The 15,707-nt window shown below is 35.7% G+C and carries 17 protein-coding genes; 3 read left to right on the top strand and 14 right to left on the bottom strand.

Annotation, left to right across the window (positions count from 1 at the left end; all coding sequences use genetic code 11):
- The 13 genes from FN817_RS18210 to pdxA all read right to left on the bottom strand — a co-directional run bounded on the left by FN817_RS18210 (position 1) and on the right by pdxA (position 12,037).
- The gene (locus FN817_RS18210) at positions 1–1,188 is read right to left on the bottom strand and encodes a glycosyltransferase family 4 protein (RefSeq protein WP_142719172.1); all 1,188 of its coding nucleotides are present in this window, start codon (positions 1,186–1,188) and stop codon (positions 1–3) included.
- Between the two features lie 3 nt (positions 1,189–1,191).
- Positions 1,192–2,178, bottom strand: a complete 987-nt coding sequence (locus tag FN817_RS18205; protein WP_142719171.1) for a glycosyltransferase family 4 protein — start codon at positions 2,176–2,178, stop codon at positions 1,192–1,194.
- Positions 2,179–2,182: 4 nt separating this feature from the next.
- Positions 2,183–2,929, bottom strand: a complete 747-nt coding sequence (locus FN817_RS18200) for a glycosyltransferase family 2 protein (protein WP_142719227.1) — start codon at positions 2,927–2,929, stop codon at positions 2,183–2,185.
- 52 nt (positions 2,930–2,981) lie between these two features.
- The gene (locus FN817_RS18195; protein ID WP_142719170.1) at positions 2,982–3,746 is read right to left on the bottom strand and encodes a polysaccharide deacetylase family protein; all 765 of its coding nucleotides are present in this window, start codon (positions 3,744–3,746) and stop codon (positions 2,982–2,984) included.
- A gap of 1 nt (position 3,747) precedes the next feature.
- Positions 3,748–4,536, bottom strand: a complete 789-nt coding sequence (locus tag FN817_RS18190) for a glycosyltransferase family 2 protein (RefSeq protein WP_142719169.1) — start codon at positions 4,534–4,536, stop codon at positions 3,748–3,750.
- A complete protein-coding gene (gene rocD, locus FN817_RS18185) occupies positions 4,537–5,784 on the bottom strand; it encodes an ornithine--oxo-acid transaminase (RefSeq protein ID WP_142719168.1) in 1,248 nt (415 codons plus the stop codon).
- Between the two features lie 300 nt (positions 5,785–6,084).
- Positions 6,085–7,218, bottom strand: coding sequence for an FAD-dependent monooxygenase (locus FN817_RS18180; RefSeq protein ID WP_142719167.1), 1,134 nt, complete (start codon positions 7,216–7,218; stop codon positions 6,085–6,087).
- 78 nt (positions 7,219–7,296) lie between these two features.
- Positions 7,297–7,869: a Crp/Fnr family transcriptional regulator gene (locus FN817_RS18175; protein WP_142719166.1), complete on the bottom strand. Its 573-nt coding sequence runs from the start codon at positions 7,867–7,869 to the stop codon at positions 7,297–7,299.
- Between the two features lie 126 nt (positions 7,870–7,995).
- Positions 7,996–9,351 (bottom strand): acetyl-CoA carboxylase biotin carboxylase subunit, encoded by a 1,356-nt coding sequence (accC, locus tag FN817_RS18170; protein ID WP_047425017.1) that lies wholly within the window; start codon positions 9,349–9,351, stop codon positions 7,996–7,998.
- Positions 9,352–9,449: 98 nt separating this feature from the next.
- On the bottom strand, positions 9,450–9,932 hold the full coding sequence (accB, locus tag FN817_RS18165) for an acetyl-CoA carboxylase biotin carboxyl carrier protein (protein WP_047385964.1): 483 nt from the start codon (positions 9,930–9,932) through the stop codon (positions 9,450–9,452).
- 127 nt (positions 9,933–10,059) lie between these two features.
- Positions 10,060–10,263, bottom strand: a complete 204-nt coding sequence (rpmF, locus tag FN817_RS18160; RefSeq protein WP_002976251.1) for a 50S ribosomal protein L32 — start codon at positions 10,261–10,263, stop codon at positions 10,060–10,062.
- A 67-nt stretch (positions 10,264–10,330) separates the two neighbouring features.
- Complete coding sequence (locus tag FN817_RS18155) at positions 10,331–10,861, bottom strand: YceD family protein (protein WP_142719165.1); 531 nt, start codon at positions 10,859–10,861, stop codon at positions 10,331–10,333.
- An 84-nt stretch (positions 10,862–10,945) separates the two neighbouring features.
- Positions 10,946–12,037 carry a 4-hydroxythreonine-4-phosphate dehydrogenase PdxA gene (gene pdxA, locus FN817_RS18150; RefSeq protein WP_142719164.1) on the bottom strand — a complete coding sequence of 364 codons (1,092 nt, stop codon included), beginning with the start codon at positions 12,035–12,037 and terminating at the stop codon, positions 10,946–10,948.
- A gap of 48 nt (positions 12,038–12,085) precedes the next feature.
- Here pdxA and FN817_RS18145 point away from each other — a divergent pair, with 48 nt between their 5' ends.
- Genes FN817_RS18145 through FN817_RS18135 form a run of 3 tightly spaced genes read left to right on the top strand, consistent with a single transcriptional unit; the run spans position 12,086 to position 14,818 of the window.
- Positions 12,086–12,670 carry a riboflavin synthase gene (locus tag FN817_RS18145; protein WP_047425023.1) on the top strand — a complete coding sequence of 195 codons (585 nt, stop codon included), beginning with the start codon at positions 12,086–12,088 and terminating at the stop codon, positions 12,668–12,670.
- Position 12,671: 1 nt separating this feature from the next.
- Positions 12,672–14,126 (top strand): sensor histidine kinase, encoded by a 1,455-nt coding sequence (locus tag FN817_RS18140; protein ID WP_142719163.1) that lies wholly within the window; start codon positions 12,672–12,674, stop codon positions 14,124–14,126.
- On the top strand, positions 14,126–14,818 hold the full coding sequence (locus FN817_RS18135; RefSeq protein WP_142719162.1) for a tRNA1(Val) (adenine(37)-N6)-methyltransferase: 693 nt from the start codon (positions 14,126–14,128) through the stop codon (positions 14,816–14,818). Before FN817_RS18140 ends, FN817_RS18135 begins: the two co-directional genes overlap by 1 nt.
- A 53-nt stretch (positions 14,819–14,871) precedes the next feature.
- On the opposite strand, the gene FN817_RS18130 is transcribed toward FN817_RS18135, so the two are convergent.
- Positions 14,872–15,582 carry a cell division ATP-binding protein FtsE gene (locus FN817_RS18130; RefSeq protein ID WP_047373550.1) on the bottom strand — a complete coding sequence of 237 codons (711 nt, stop codon included), beginning with the start codon at positions 15,580–15,582 and terminating at the stop codon, positions 14,872–14,874.
- Between the last annotated feature and the right edge of the window lie 125 nt (positions 15,583–15,707).

The raw sequence follows: 15,707 nt of genomic DNA, 5'->3' as shown, positions 1-15,707 counted from the left end.
TTATAGTGTTTTAAGTTTTTCTTTTACTTCTTCAGGTGAAAATGCCCTCAGGCTGTCTACAGAATTTTGGCTTAATGTATTCCAAAGCTCTTCATTAGTATTCAGCTGAATGATGGCTTCTGCAAAACTATTTTCATCGTTGGCAATCAACACATTTTTTTTATTTGTAAGCTTCATTCCTTCAGCGCCGATATCTGTAGTGACCACCGGGAAAAAGTATTCAAAGGCCTGCCCTATTTTCCCTTTTACCCCAGCTCCAAAGCGTAAAGGCGCCACCATGATTTTAGAATTCATGAAATGCTCTTCAATACTTTCTACAAATCCTAAAAATTTAAACTTAGGATATAGTTTAAGATCCAGTTTTTCAGAAACATTTCCAATGATGCTTACTTCCAGCTCAGGATTGGTTTTCCAGACAATGGGCATTATTTTTTCATAAAGGAACTTTACCGCATCAATATTCGGTTCATGGATAGATCCGATGAACGTAATTCCTTTACTTTCACTAAAGTTCTTCCTTTCCGTAATATCAATTTTAGGATAGTGAATGTTCGATATGGTAATGATCTTATTTTTATCTGCGTACTGGCTCATGATTTCTTTCTCTTTATCAGAGATGGCAATAATGTAGTCCAGCTGTGGGGCAACAACCGTTTCCAAACGGAAGAAGTGTTTATAATTTTTCTTTAAAGAAATACGGGTAGGTTCCAGTTCAATTGCTCTCTTAAACCTTAAAAAATGAATATCTACCATATCATAAATAAATCGGGTAGAAGGCAGGATAGCTTTCATCTTTTTGTAAAACAGATTCAGGGCAAGCGGCCCGTTAAACCAAACGTAATCTACCTTTTTAAAAGCAGACAGGAAATCATAGATATTCTTGTACTTATTGTTCTCTACATACACCATAACATGATGCTGCTGATAAAACTTTACATAAGAATCGTCTTCAAAAATATGAGGGGCAAATAAAATACAGTTGTATCCTAATTCTTTATAGATTAATATAAGTTCCTTCAGTCTGTTGGCCCCGGATTCTTTATCATGGGCAGGGAAATCTCTTGATGCAAACAGGATTGTTTTTTGGGAATCGTCATACAGATTGATGTTGACTATATCCTTAGACTGAAGATATTTGAGCTTTTGTTTCCTTTCGAAGTGTTTTTTTATTTTTTTTAAGAGTCCCATTTGCTAGTTTTTAGTATCAAGTTCAAAAACTTTGTTTACCCAACTATCCAAAGTATATCTGTAGTAGATTTCCTCAGGAATTTTTTCGTAAGGTGTTTCAAAAAAAGATTTGTCAAGATTACTAATATTTTTGTTTAAAATCAAAATATTATTGGGGTTGTAAAAATCATAGGTTTTAATGGCTTCATTATCAGTAATGATTTTCTTCTCCAGAGACATTGCTTCAAAAACCCTGAAACTAAGTCCATATTGACCTTCACGCATCAGGTCAAGCAACACTTTCGAATTTTTATAATATTTAGGAAGATCGTTATGAGGAATCTTTTTGATGCTGAAAATCAGAAAGAGGTTTTTAGGTACTGTCATGAAAATATTCGTCAGCTGATGTTTCCATGATTTTTTTCCGATGATCATAATCTGAAACTTCAGACCTTGTTCAATCAGCTTTTTAGCCAGTAATTTTATCAGTGAAACCCTTCTGTTATCATAAGAGGTGATATAGAAAAGATCCATTTCAGGCTGCTGGGTTTCTTTTGCACAATGCGGCAGATAAATATAATTCGTCAGTTTTTCAAACCCGTGCTTTTTAACATCTATATAATCGAAGGAAAATACTTTGTCAAAAAGGTACAGCTTATCTTCTACAGGTACTCTTTCAAGGTTGTCATAAAGATAAGTAACCAGACGGTCTGTATATTTTCGGATTTTTTCAAGGGTTGAAAGATCAAATGTATCAGGGTTCATCACCAGTATCTGATCCTGATGTCCTAATTTTTCCAGGGCATCCAGAACGTATTTCTGTCTTTTTTCAGTCTTAAGATTTTTGTTTAAAAAGGTTTTGCTTAAAGCATTTACAGCTCTTTCATTGAAATTGGAATGAGTAACTGAGCTGATCTTTATATGATGGGCATCAATACCCCGTTTGCATAATGCTTCAACAATATACTTATCATAATCCCAAAAATCATAACTAATGATACAAATCTTCATTCAACTAATTTTGCTCTTTTTTTAATGATTCATAGGTTTCAAAAACGCTTAAAGATTGCAGGTAAGATAACTCATACCCTTCTTTGCCGTCTAAAATACCCAGTCTCATTATATAGGCCTTAAAGAATTTAAAAGCTGTTTTAAGATATTGCACTAAAACATTGTACTTTTTACCTTTTGCAGCCAGTTCTTTCCCCTTTAAAACTCCGTAATGAATCATTTTTTTTCTATAAGATTCATAATCTGAAACGGAGTAATGTAGTAATTTATTTTTTAAAATCCCAATGGTTCCGTTGACTTCCAGAGTTTCGTGTACCTTTTTTCCTGCCATATATCTGGCCTTCGATTTTCTGAAAAGCCTGAAATTTTTATCAGACTGTGTTCCTGAAAAATGAATCGGTTTCTGAGCAAAAAAGAATTTCCTGTAAAAATAGTAGGCATCTTTTTGCACGGGTTTATTCAGCTCATCTTTAATTTCCTGCTTCAGGGCCGGTGTAAGTCTTTCGTCACCATCTAAAAACAGCACCCAGTCATTTTTTGCAGAATCCAGAGCTAAATTTCTTTGCTTTGTAAAGTCTTCAAATTTATTTTGAACCACCTTTACATTAGGGAATTTCATTGCAATTTCTACAGTTTTATCCGTGCTAAATGAGTCTATCACTACTATTTCATCACAGAAATCAAAAGACTCAAGGACATCCTGTATATTTTTTTCTTCATTATATGTTATGATCAAACCACTTATATTCATCACAACGATTTGTTTGATAGAGAAGTACGTGAATACTCCTTTAATATTGTTTTTAAAATAGTTTTAATCTGCCAAAGATAAGTTTTAATTTGAATTTTATGATCGAATCTTTGCCTTTTATATCAATTCTACATAGCTCGTAAGGATGCCGGGTAGGGTAATAATTCACCTTATTTCCAATTCTTACTGCAAAATCGATTCCTATTTTTTTTAAAATAGAAAAAAATATTAATTTATCATCTTTTTTCTGTGGATATTTTCCATACGGATATGCTAAAACTCTTGAATACCTGATGTTTTGGGCATCAAGAATTTCCATGTTTTTTTTTAGATCTTTTTCTATAAAATTGATGGATGAAGTTCTTAGATTTTCATGGGAATGACTGTGAAGGGCAATTTCAAAATATTTTTTATCCAGATTTCTGATTTCATCAAAGGTCATCATGGAATAATTGTTATATCCCTTTTCAATAAATTCGGTTGGAATAAAAATAGTAGCTTTCAGATTATATTTTTCCAGTAAAGAAGGCAGATATTCAAGGTTATTTCTGTAGCCGTCATCAAAGGTGATGATGATATTTTTTTTCGTGGAAGCAGTAAGTTCTGAAAAAAACTGCGAAGTATATTTTTTACGGCTCAGGTAAGAAAACTGCTGTTCAAGATTTTTTAAACTTACCGTAAGATCTTCATGGCTTTCCTTTTCAATCTGATGGTACATAAGAATAACCAGTCTGTTGTGCGGGAAAGCAAATAGATAGAGACGGAAATATAAAACGATAAATACCGCCAATACAACAGGAATAAGATAAAGAATCATACTATTTTATTCTGTTTTTTTCCTTTTCTATTTCCACTAGTCTTATTTTTTCGTGCAATTTAATATATTTTAAAAAAGTGTAATAAGACATCGTTTTGGCAATGTAAAAACCGGGAAATCCATCCAAAAAGCCTCTTTTGAAAATAAATACTTTGATAAATTCAAAGATAGGACTTACAATAATTTTAAATCTATTGATTTTTTTCCCTCTCTCGTACATTTTTTCAGCCATCATATCAGAATATTTATTGATTTTCGAGACATGATGATGAATGCTTTTGTAGGTATAATGATTCAGTTTTCCTTCCAGAAGACCGGCTTTCTGATCGGTAATCAGAAATTCATGAACCTTATCATCAGAATACCTGGCGTATTTTTTTCTGAACAATCTTTCACGGCATACATTTCCCCATCCTCCAAATCTGATCAGGTGAACGCCAAGATGATTGTTGAATCTTGCTTTATACACATTGAACTCTGTTCTTTCTGAAGACACAATTTCCGTAATGGATCTTTTCATGCCTTCATCAGGAACTTCGTCAGCATCCAGAAACAAAACCCATTCATGAGAACATAAAGTAAGGGCATGGTTTTTTTGTTCACCATACCCGTTAAATTTTTTCTCAGAGAATTTTACCTGAGGATATTTTTGAGTGCAAATCTCTTTGGTTCTGTCTGTCGAAAAGCTGTCAACAATAATAATTTCATCAACAGTATCTGTTAATGAATCTAAAAGTCTTACGATGTTCTCTTCTTCATTATAAGTAATGATTGCAAGGGAAAGAGCCATTTATTTATACTCAAGAATAGTCTTTTCAATAATTTTCACACAATCCAGTAATTGCTCTTCAGTAATTACCAATGGCGGCGCCAGTCTGATGATGTTACCATGAGTAGGTTTTGCCAGTAATCCGTTTTCTTTCAACTGTAAGCAAAGGTTCCATGCAGTGGAACTTTCAGGAGTATCATTGATCAGGATGGCATTTAAAAGTCCTTTTCCTCTTACTTTGGTAATAAGGTCTGTTTTTTCGATCAGCTTATTGATTTCAGCTCTGAATAACTGTCCAAGTTTTTCAGCTCTTTCAGATAGTTTTTCTTCAGCTACAACGTCCAAAGCTGCTACTGCTACTGCACAGGCAATAGGATTACCTCCGAATGTAGAACCGTGCTGCCCCGGCTTGATAACATTCATAATGCTGTCGTTAGCTAAAACTGCTGATACCGGATACATTCCTCCGGAAAGGGCTTTTCCTAAAATTAAAATATCTGGTTGTACATCTTCGTGGTGGCATGCAATCAGTCTGCCTGTTCTTGCAATACCAGTCTGAACTTCATCAGCAATAAAAAGAACGTTATGTTTTTTACATAGTTCAGAAGCATTTTTAAGGAAGTTTTCATCCGGAACATATACTCCGGCTTCTCCCTGAATAGGTTCTACAAGGAATGCAGCAATAGTATCTGCTTCTCTGCTCAGAACTTCTTCTAAGGCAGAAATATCATTGTAAGGGATTTTGATAAATCCTGGAGTAAAAGGTCCGTAGTTCTGGTTGGCATCAGGATCATTAGAGAAAGAAACAATAGTGGTTGTTCTTCCGTGGAAATTATTTTCGCAAACAACAATTTTTGCTGCGTTTTCTGAAATTCCTTTTACTTCATAGCTCCATTTTCTGGCTAGTTTTACTGCGGTTTCCACAGCTTCAGCTCCGGAGTTCATTGGTAAAACTTTATCAAACCCGAAAAGAGTCGTGATTTTTTGTTCGTATTCTCCCAATTTGGAGTTGTAGAATGCTCTTGAAGTTAAAGCCAGTTTTTGTGCCTGTTCTACTAAGGCTCCTACAATTTTAGGATGGGAATGTCCTTGGTTCACAGCGGAATATGCTGAAAGAAAATCATAGTATCTGTTGCCCTCCACATCCCAAACAAAAACGCCTTCTCCGCGGTCTAGCACTACCGGAAGCGGGTGATAATTATGTGCTCCATGTTTGTCTTCAAGGTCAATAAAATACTGTGAGTTTTTTGTTTGTTCTGCTGTTGACATAAATTTTGGTTTTCAACAAATTTACACAATATTAATGATACCCATAAACAAAAATAGAGTAGAGTATATGGCTGTGATTAGAGTGTATTTTAAGGGAAAATGAATCCTTAATGGAAAATATTTTCTTAACGGATAAACAGTTGCAGGTATTCTATCTTTAAGAATAAGAAATTTATACCGAGAAGGGAATTCTACATTTTTTAAAAATACCGGATCATTCCCATATTGATTTGCTGTTCCGTCAGGACTATAATATTTTTAAAAGCTGTTTCCTAAACAGCTTTTGATTCGGGATTTATCTTATAAATTGCTCCGGTACGAAATATCAAAAACTTTTTCCATTTGTTTTTCGTTAATAGAGCCAGGTGTTGCTCTTAGTAAAGTATTGCGGAGCCAAACCGCCAGACCGTTTTCATAATGAGAAATTTTACCGATGACTGAGCTTGTATTGACGATGTAATGCGCTTTTTGCATACGCAGTTTTTCGTATTGAGTGAAGACTTCATCCAGGTTTTTCCCTTCACCAAAAAGTTTTCCGAGGATATATGCATCTTCAATGGCCTGGCAGGCACCTTGCCCCATATTAGGAGTCGTTGCATGGGCTGCATCACCTATCAGGCAAACGCGGTCTTTTTGCCATTGATACATCGGTTTCAAATCAATAATGTCACTGACAAATATTTTTTCTTTGGGTGTTATGGAAATCATTCTGTGAATTTCGGGATTAAATTCAGCAAAAAGCTCAGCAAGATTATTGGGATTTTTAACCAGGTTCTCGTTAACCACAGCGTACCAATAAACTTTGTGATCACTAATTTTCACGAAGCCGAAGCGTCTGCCTTTTCCCCAGGCTTCATAAGCATGGTGATTATATTTTTCTGTCCAATCAGATTCAATAACGCCACGCCAGCATTTTTGTCCGGAAGATCTCAGTTTTCCAATGTTTAAAATTTGATGACGCACTACTGATTTAATTCCATCTGCACCAATAACAGCGTCTGCATTAGCAATAGTCCCGTCTTCAAAAGTGAGCTGATAACCATTCCCCTGTTCGATTTTGGATAAGCGTTTAGAAAGTTTAATGTTTTCAAAACCAATTTCTTCAGCCAGAATCATCTGCAAGTTGCCGCGATGAATGGCAATATTGCTTACTCCATATTTACTTTCGAATGTATTCAGCTGTACATCTGATAAGGTTTTGAGCTGTGGATCAGTAATTTTAATAGTTGAAATTTTATGACCTGCTTTTTCGATTTTGTGGCGAATGCCAAGTTTGTCAAAAATCTGCATTGCATTATTAGCCATGATGATTCCGGCACCTACAGGTTTTATTTCGGGTGCGCTTTCGTAAATGGTAACGTCCAGATTATTTTTTTGCAAGGCTAAAGCTGTTGTCAAACCACCAATTCCGCCACCGATAATTGCTATTTTCATTGTGATTACATTTATATTATGAGACAAAATTAAAGGTCGGAAAAATCAAAAACGTTCACTTAAGTTAATTTTCTGGAATCAGTAAATTCTTTTCCGGATTCTGCTCAACGATTGTGGTGTAATTCCTAAATATGACGAAATATATTTCTGTGGAATTTTGTTCAGAATTTCGGGTGACTTTTTCAGGAGATTGAGATAACGTTCTTCCGGGGTATAAAAAAACAAATCATCCAGCCTTTGTTTGGCATCCAGAAAAGCTAAATCGGATATGCGTTTTGCCAGCCCAAGCCAGTAAATATCTTTCTGAATTAAAATCTCGACATCTTTTTTATCAAAATATAAAATTTCAGTTTTTAGAAGAGCTTGTATAACTGCCATTGATTTTTTTCCGGTGATATAGCTTGCATAATCGCCAATGACATCATTGTTCACTTGCAAAAGATAGCTGATATCCTCGCCTTTTTCGTTGATGTAATATATCCGGACAGCACCATTTAAAATGAAACCTAAACGATCAAAAACTCCATTTTGAGGTTCTATCATTTTGTTTTTATCATAAGTTACGATGTAGCAAATGTCCAGAAATTCCCTTGCACGCTCCATAGAAATTTGAAGTGTCTCTGCTAATTTCTCTTGTATTGCTGATGCCATCGCTCTATGTTGATTTTAATTGATGTTACAAAAATAACTTTTCCTGCTTTATTAGAAGGAGATAGAGTATAAAACTGAAGAAGGCGTCTTTTCAGACGCCTTCTTTTTATATGAATGATAATTCTTTTAGTGATTATCGTATTTTCTATCCATTACAAAATCTTCCATGAATTTTGTAGTATAGTTTCCTGCAAGATAATCTTCATTATCCATCAGTTGTCTGTGGAAAGGAATTGTTGTTTTTACGCCTTCAATATAGAACTCCTCAAGAGCACGTTTCATTTTAGCAATAGCCTCCTCACGGGTTTGAGCCGTCGTGATAAGCTTAGCAATCATTGAGTCATAATTAGAAGGAATACTGTATCCGGAATATACGTGAGTATCTACTCTGATTCCGTGTCCGCCAGGGATATTTAATCCTGTGATTTTTCCCGGAGACGGTCTGAAGTCTGCGTAAGGATCTTCTGCGTTGATTCTACACTCGATGGAATGTAATTTAGGATAATAGTTGATTCCTGAAATAGGAGTTCCTGCCGCAAGAAGAATTTGTTCTCTGATCAGGTCATAATCAATTACCTGTTCAGTAATAGGGTGTTCTACCTGGATTCTTGTATTCATTTCCATGAAATAGAAATTTCTGTGCTTGTCTACAAGGAATTCGATAGTTCCTACCCCTTCGTATCCAATAAATTCAGCAGCTTTTACAGCAGCAGCACCCATTTTTTCACGAAGTTCATCTGTCATGAAAGGAGAAGGTGTTTCTTCAGTTAATTTCTGATTTCTTCTCTGTACAGAACAATCTCTTTCAGAAAGGTGGCAGGCTTTACCGAATTGGTCACCGGCAACCTGGATTTCGATGTGTCTAGGCTCTTCAATCAGTTTTTCCATATACATACCTCCGTTTCCAAAGGCAGCTACAGCTTCCTGAATTGCAGATTCCCAGTGATCTTTAAGGTCTTCAGCTTTCCAAACGGCTCTCATTCCTTTTCCACCACCACCGGCAGTTGCTTTGATCATTACCGGATATCCTGTTTCTTCAGCCACTTTTACAGCGTGTTCGTAAGATTCAATCAATCCGTCAGAACCTGGTACACATGGTACACCTGCCGCTTTCATGGTAGCCTTAGCGTTAGCTTTATCCCCCATTTTTTCAATCTGCTCTGGAGAAGCACCAATAAATTTGATACCATTCTTTTGACAGATTCTTGAGAAGTTAGCATTTTCAGATAAGAATCCATACCCTGGGTGAATGGCGTCAGCGTTGGTAATTTCCGCAGCCGCAATAATGTTAGGGATTTTAAGATAGGAGTCTTTACTCATTGCAGGGCCAATACATACCGCTTCATCAGCAAATCTTACGTGAAGACTGTCTTTATCAGCAGTAGAGTATACTGCAACGGTTTTGATCCCCATTTCTTTACAAGTACGTAAAATACGCATTGCAATTTCGCCACGATTGGCTATTAATATTTTTTTGAACATCTTCTTCAATTTGAAAATTAGATAATTTGAAAATTAGATAATGTTATTTTAATGTAGAATTTAATCTAACATCTAATGTCTAACATCTAACTTCTAAATTAAGATGGATCTACTAAGAATAAAGGTTGGTCATATTCTACCGGAGTAGCATCGTCAACTAAGATTTTAACGATTTTTCCGCTAATTTCAGATTCAATCTGGTTGAATAGCTTCATTGCTTCAATAACGCAAACTACTTTACCAACAGAAACTTCGTCACCTACATTTACAAATACATCTTTATCAGGAGATGGTTTTCTATAGAAAGTACCAATCATAGGAGACTTGATTGTTACATATTTGCTGTCATCAGATGCCGCTTCAGCTTTTTCAGCAGCAGGAGCAGCAGGAGTTGCAACAGGTGCCGGAGCCGCTACAGCTTGTGGTGCAGTGTGGTATACTGCTGGCTGTGCATATACAGCATCGCTCCCGGCTAATGGAGTTTTAATAGTGATTTCGAAATCTTTAGTCTTGTATTTTACTTCTGAAACTTCAGCTTTAGATACAAACTTAATAAGATTTTGTATGTCTTTAATGTCCATAAATTTGATATTTGATTTTGGGTCAAAGATACCAAAAAAACGCAAAAAACAACAAAAAACCGCCAAATTTTATCAAAATTGGGCGGTTTTTGTATTAAAACGAGGCTTTTTCAATGAAAAGCGACTCTTAGTTTTCTTCAGTAGCAGCTACTTCTTTTTCCAATACTACTTTACCTCTGTAGTAAAGTTTTCCTTCATGCCAGTGAGCTCTGTGGTATAGGTGAAGCTCTCCTGTTGTTGCATCTTTAGCTAATTGAGGAACTACAGCTTTGTAGTGAGTTCTTCTCTTATCTCTTCTTGTCGACGACTGTCTTCTCTTTGGATGTGCCATTTTCTAATAACTTTTTTAATTGATGAGCGATGAGATTCATCATCTCATCATATTTAAATTATTCTATTTAATTATTGTCTCTTAACTTTCTTAAAGCATCCCATCTGGGATCGTTTTCATGTTCTTCCTCTTCTGTTTCCTCAATATCTTTCGGACTGAACTGGTCAAGAATTTTAAGATCTTCATCATTTACATTGGGTGAAATCTTTTTCATAGGGATAGAAAGCATTACATTTTCATAAATTAAATGTGCTACATTGAAAGCATGCTCTGCAGTAGGAATGGTAATAACATCTTCATTGCTGTCATCATATTCTTCCCCGAAATTCACCAAAATCTTGATTTCATTCTCAATTGGATAGTCAAAATTTTCGTTTGTAATATCACAAACCAACTCAACCAATCCATTAATTTTAATCTCAAATTCTAAAAAAGTAGTGTGTTTATCAAGCGATACATTCACTTCTATTCTAGGATTTGTAAATTCCTGCTCAGTGTCAAATAATTGAAAGAACGTTTTATCTATCTCAAACTTGAACTCGTGTTTTCCGTTTTTTAACCCAGAAAAGCTTACGTCATAGTTTCTTAACTTGTCCATAAAATGAGTGTGCAAAAATATGCATTTTTTTTATAATAACAAATAAAATCTGAAACAAATTAATTTAAAATTTGTTTTAAAGATTTATCCTTCAGTTTCCTCCGGTAGATCCTCATCTATTCCGTTGTCTACAACCATTTTTCTAGGCTGCATGCGGTCATTCATGAGTTCGCTGTATTCACTTCTGTTCTTGAAAATCTTAATAGCTGTGAATATTGCTTCTGTAAAACTCTGCTCATCAGCAATATTTTTCCCTGCAATATCATAAGCTACACCGTGATCCGGAGAAGTTCTGATAAAAGGAAGTCCTGCTGTATAGTTCACCCCTTCTTCATAGGCTAATGTTTTGAAAGGAGCTAATCCCTGGTCATGATACATTGCTAAAACCGCATCGAAATTTTTGTATTTGTTTGGCTGGAAAAAACTGTCTGCCGGGAAAGGACCAAATGCCAATGTTCCGTTGTCAGAAAGTTCCTTGATGGCCGGGCTGATGATTTCAATTTCTTCATTTCCGATAACACCGCCATCTCCGGCATGAGGATTTAATCCTAATACGGCAATTTTAGGCTTCTGGATACAGAAATCTTCTATAAGGGTTTGGTTCAGAACTCGGATCTGTTTCTTTATTTTTTCTTTGGAAATATTTTCAGCTACCTGCGAAATTGGAATATGATGCGTAGATACGGCTACTTTAAGATCTTCAGTTACCAGGAACATCAATCCCTTTTTACTGAATTTTTCTTCGAAGTATCCTGTGTGTCCGGCATGTTTAAAGCCCATTTTCACCATTTCATCTTTGTTGATAGGAGCGGTTACCAGAACATCAATCTCTCCTCTGATCAGAGCTTCAGTTGCTGCTTCCAGAGAGTCAATAGCCATTTTGGTAGACTCTTCCGTAGGAACTCCCAATTCTACATTCACGTTTTCCTTTGTCAGGTTAAGCATATTAAGTTTCCCTGCCTGAGCCTGCGAAGCCTCATTAATATAGTTGAAATTAAGATTCAGCTTAAAAATGTTTTTCTGATAAGTGAATAATTTTCCCGAACCAAAAATTACAGGAGTGAAAAAATCCGTAATAGTTTTGTCTTTCAGAGACTTCATTATGATCTCCGGGCCGATGCCGTTGAAATCACCGATTGAAATTCCTACTCGTACTTTATGGTTTTTTGGGCTCATTTTGATTATCTTTGAAGATTATAATTTACAAATTTAGCAAAAAATAATATGTTCACAGGAATTATTGAAGCAGTTGGCGTTATTGAGAAGATTGAAGAAAAAGGAAGCAATATAGATTTTACCTTGACATGCCCCTTTACAAACGAATTAAAAATAGACCAGAGTCTTGCGCATAATGGCTGCTGCCTTACAGTTGTTGAAATAAAAGACAATCAATATGTAGTAACAGCTATTAACGAAACCCTGGAAAAAACCAATCTTGGCAAATGGGAATTGGGGACCGTTGTGAATCTGGAGCGCTGCATGAAGATGGACGGAAGACTGGATGGACATATCGTTCAGGGACACGTTGATAAAACTGGTGAGGTTGTGGGGATTGAAAACAAAGACGGAAGTTATTTTATTACCATGAAATATGATAATGACGGAAGTTTTGTGACTGTACCTCAGGGATCAATCACAGTAAACGGAATCAGTCTTACTGTTGCAAAAAGTGAAGATGCTCAGTTTTCTGTAGCTATTATTCCTTATACCTGGGAATTTACCAATATGAAACATTTAAAAATCGGTGATAAAGTAAACCTGGAATTTGACATCATTGGTAAGTATATTGCTAGGTTAATTAAAAAGTAGAATGTCAATTAATAAGTATAAAGGATATAGCTTAAGGAACCGTGTGTTTTTCGGTTTCCTGCTGGTATGTTTTTTAAGTGTTGTCGCTACGTCGCTTGTCCCTTATTTTGTGCTGAGAAATCACTCTCTGCAGCAAAGTAATATCGATATGCAGGATAAAACCAATGCTGTAATGCGATATCTGGACTATGCGGTAAGTCAGAAACTTATTGAAACAAAAGATCTTCCGGAGGTTTTGGGGAATAAAATCTTCGAAATAGCGGATATCAATCAGCACGACATTTTTATTTACGATCTGAAAGGAAATTATTTGCTTTCCAATAAGGATGAAGCCTTGGTTGAGCAGAAAACGATTCCTATCGAAATCATCAACAAGATTCTGTCTACCGATGCAAGGGTGGATATGGTCAATTATGATGCTGCAAAAGATGCAAAACTTACTTCTTCCTATCTTTTGTTGAAAAATAATGAGCTGGAACCCATCGGAATTGTCTATATTCCTTTATATCATAATGAATCTGCTTATCTGGAGGTTCTTCATCAATATGTAAAGTATATTCTTTTAGTCGATATATTTCTTATTCTGTTCAGTATCTGGATCAGCTGGGTGACTTCCAACAGTCTGGCAAAAACAATTACGAAATTTTCTGATATGATTACCCGTATTACATTATTTGAAAATGAAATGCGGCCTATCAGATATTATAAAAATGATGAGCTTAATGCCTTGGCAAGAGCTTATAACAGAATGATTCTGCAGATCCAGGACCAGAAAGAAAGACTTAGGTTCAAGGCGTCTGAAGAAGCCTGGAGAGAAATGGCCAAACAGGTAGCTCATGAGGTGAAAAATCCTCTGACTCCGATGAAACTGACCATTCAGAATTTTGAAAGAAAATTTGATCCGGAAGATCCGAATATCAGAGAAAGGGTAAAACAGATGAGTAAAACAATTGTAGATCAGATAGATCTGATTGCAACGGTAGCTTCAGCCTTTTCAGAATTTGCGAAACTTCCTGAAAAAAACAACGAGGTGATCAATCTGAATACAGAGGTTGAGGATATTCTCCGTGTTTTCAATGATGACAGTATCTTTATGCATGCCAATAAGAGCAATATTATGATTAATATGGATAGAATTTATCTTTCCAGAATTATAACGAATTTGGTTACCAATGCAAAACAGGCCGAAAGTGATGAAAGAAAACTGATCATCAATGTAGATGTGGAACAGCATCAGAGGAGAGTGATTATTTCTGTTCAGGATAACGGAATAGGAATTCCTGAAAATATGTACGAAAGGATCTTTGAGCCGAATTTTACGTCTAAAAGCAGCGGAATGGGTCTGGGCTTATCTATGGTAAGAAAGATGATTGAAGATTATAAAGGTGAGATCTCTGTGAAATCTGAGCTAGGAAAAGGATCTACATTCATCATTACTCTGCCTACCAATTTATAGTGAAACCTTTTACATTTAAACAATTTAAGATAGAACAGTCCAAAGACGTCTTCCGTGTAGGAACAGACGGAGTTTTGCTTGGTGCTTTGGCAAATGTTGATGGTGCTTCCAATGTTTTGGAAGTGGGAACTGGAACAGGTTTGATCTCTTTAATGCTTGCCCAAAGAAATCCGCAGGCCTATTTTTTAGGACTGGATATTAATGAAGATGCCGCAGTACTTACTAAGCTTAATTTTGAAAATTCTCCTTTTCATGCAAGGCTGAAAAACAGACATCAGGATTTTAAAACTTTCGAAACAGAGGAGCGGTTTGATCTCATTGTTTCCAATCCTCCCTATTTTGAAGAATCAGGATCTGAAAAAGACAAGATTGCACGCCAGACTGTAGAATTAAATTTCAGGCAGTTAATTATCAATGCAGTACGATTATTATCTGTAAACGGGATTCTTTCCGTAATTATTCCTGTTGAAGCTGGAGAAGTTTTTATTTCAATAGGTAAAGAGAATCATCTGTTTGTAAACAGAAGGATTAATATCAAAGGAATTGAAAATTCAAAAACTAAAAGGCTTATTCTGGAATTCTCATCACAAGAAAAAGAAATCCGTGAATCTGATTTTATTATAGAAAAAAGTCCGAGACAATACTCGGACCAATATCTTGAACTCACCAAGGAGTTTCATGTTTTTAAGTAGAGAAGTTAGAAATTGGATTTTAGAAAAATAGTAATTTCCGACTTGCTTAATTGTTATTCAAACAATTCTGCCGTATCCAGTACAGATACTTTTCCATCTTCGCATCTGATGGCTTCACCAGGGAAGTTTTGAATCATGTGATAATCGTGTGTTGCCATTACTACTGCAGCGCCATTTTCAAGGGCAACCTGTTTCAGAAGCGTCATGATTTCGTTGGAAGTTTCAGGATCCAGGTTTCCTGTCGGCTCATCCGCCAAGATAAGATCCGGGTGGTTAAGAAGGGCTCTTGCGATGGCAATACGCTGCTGCTCACCTCCGGAAAGTTCGTGTGGCATTTTGTGCTTTTTGCTTTTCATGTTCACGCTTCCCAAAACTTCATTGATACGGTCTTCTATTTTTACTTTATCATTCCAGCCTGTGGCTTCAAGAACAAATTTCAGGTTTTTTTCAACTGTTCTGTCAGAAAGTAACTGGAAATCCTGGAATACGATTCCTAATTTTCTTCTTAAGTTAGGAATATCAGAAGGTTTTAGCTTTGCCAGATCAAATCCTACAACAGCTCCATGTCCTGATGCCAATGGAATATGTCCGTAAAGCGTTTTCAGAAGGGAACTTTTTCCGGAACCTGTTTTTCCGATAAGATAGCAGAATCTACCTTTTTTAATGTTAAGATTTACATCAGAAAGTACAGTGAAGTTTTTTTGCGCAATCTTTGCGTTTTGTAAACTTATAATATTGTCTCCGGAGATATTTGTATGTGGCATAATTTAATTTTAAAGACTGTTTCTAACAAAAATATTTCAACTTTTAAAAATAGAAAAAGATGTTGATTCAGCCTAAATTTTAGTAAATTTTAACAACAAAAAATGCCTGAAAAGGAACTTCTCAA

Origin of the sequence: Chryseobacterium rhizoplanae (assembly GCF_900182655.1) — a bacterium.
GTDB classification, from domain to species: Bacteria; Bacteroidota; Bacteroidia; order Flavobacteriales; family Weeksellaceae; genus Chryseobacterium; species Chryseobacterium rhizoplanae.
Note: the sequence above shows the minus strand (reverse complement) of the source record. Positions and strands in the feature narration are given on the sequence as shown.